1 protein-coding gene is annotated in these 1,297 nt (G+C 33.5%); it reads left to right on the plus strand.

Annotated elements, in window-relative coordinates:
- The first annotated feature begins 101 nt into the window (after positions 1–101).
- Positions 102–1,292, plus strand: coding sequence for an IS256 family transposase (locus JOD29_RS20310; protein ID WP_124767072.1), 1,191 nt, complete (start codon positions 102–104; stop codon positions 1,290–1,292).
- Positions 1,293–1,297 lie beyond the last annotated feature (5 nt).

Below are 1,297 nucleotides of genomic sequence, written 5' to 3' on the forward strand. Positions count from 1 at the left end.
GATTAAGTCCATATAATTGTGTAAAAAGAAAAGAGTCATTTTATGCCCTCTTGGATACAATGTTTTCAACGACGATAAACATTAGAAAAGAGGATATAAAAATGACTCAATTACAGTTTAACCTAGATATGGATGTTTTAAAAGATTCAGTATTAAATTCTAATCTAACTACAGTTGTTAAATCTGCTTTAATACTAATCCTTAATGAATTTATGGAAAAGGAAAGAGATGAGTATTTACAGGCTGCTGCGTATGAACGTTCCAACGATCGACTCGATTATCGAAATGGCTATTACGAACGGGAATTAGTCATGACTATGGGGAAATTAACTTTAAAAGTTCCTAGAACTCGTAATGGTGGATTTTCAACTGATCTATTTGAAAAATATGCTAGACACGATCAAGCGTTAGTACTATCTATGATTGAGATGGTTGTAAATGGTGTTTCTACACGTAAGGTTACACAAATTGTTGAACAACTTTGCGGAGAAAGTGTATCAAAATCACTGGTATCTTCACTTACACAAAAGTTAGATCCTGTTATTAACCAATGGGCCAATCGCGCTTTAAACACTACTTATTTTCCCTATATCTTTGTAGACGCAATGTATATTAAAGTGCGTGAAGATAATCGGGTTGTATCTAAAGCTGTCTATATTGCAACAGCTATTACAAATGATAATAAACGTGAAATACTTGGCTTGAGTGTGGATCATGTTGAAAGTTATGAAAGTTGGTGCAGGTTTTTCCAAAATTTAAAATCACGTGGACTTCAGTCACCTAAACTAGTAATTTCTGATGCCCACCAAGGATTACAAAAAGCGATACAACGTGAATTTGTAGGAACAGTTTGGCAAAGATGTAATGTGCATTTTAAACGAAATATTATTACGAAACTTCCTAAAAAAGATTCAAGTGATTTTCGCCTCATGATTAAACGAATCTTTGACGCAATTACAATTGAGGACATGCGTAAATTTAAAGATGAGTTAATGGATAAGTATGGAAATGAACCGAAGTTTGAAAAGGCACTTTCTGTATTAGATGAAGGTTTCGAAGATACCGTACAATATATGAGTTTCCCAGAAAAAATCCGCGTAAATATTCGCAGTACAAATTCACTTGAACGATTAAATCAAGAGGTACGTAGGAGAGAGAAAGTAATCCGTATTTTTCCGAATACCCAATCTGCTTTTAGACTTGTAGGTGCAGTGTTAATGCATTATCAGGAAAACGATTACTCTTTACGAACAGGATTGTATAAATCAAGAGATAATAAATTTTTAACCTAACCTCA

This window comes from Lysinibacillus composti, from assembly GCF_016908465.1.
Taxonomy (GTDB): Bacteria; Bacillota; Bacilli; order Bacillales_A; family Planococcaceae; genus Ureibacillus; species Ureibacillus composti_A.